The following is a 231-nucleotide window of genomic DNA, read 5'->3' as shown; positions in this document are numbered from 1 at the left end:
ATATCGACCCCCAGCGAAGATAAAGTGACAGTAAAACGGGCGATCGTGGCGGCAGCCAAAACCAATTATCTGGTCACAGACGCGTCAAAATACGGCAAAGTCGCGACCTTCCATGCGCTCGACATCAGCAGCTTTGACAAAGTCATCACTGACACAGCCCTGTCAGAAAGCAGCCTGCATGATTTCGCCGAAAAAGGCATAGCGGTGGACAGGGTTTAGGCAGCCTTGCTC

Annotated in this window: 1 pseudogene; it reads left to right on the top strand. The window is 52.4% G+C overall.

Features of this window, described 5'->3' with window-relative positions:
* Positions 1–219 (top strand): annotated as a pseudogene (locus R0J87_RS25250) (DeoR/GlpR family DNA-binding transcription regulator); the annotation flags it as partial.
* Positions 220–231 lie beyond the last annotated feature (12 nt).

Origin of the sequence: Halomonas sp. SIMBA_159, assembly GCF_046536035.1 — a bacterium.
Classification (GTDB): Bacteria; Pseudomonadota; Gammaproteobacteria; order Pseudomonadales; family Halomonadaceae; genus Vreelandella; species Vreelandella venusta_A.
The sequence above is the reverse complement of the archived record's forward strand: the minus strand, read 5'-3'. Positions and strand labels throughout refer to the sequence as shown.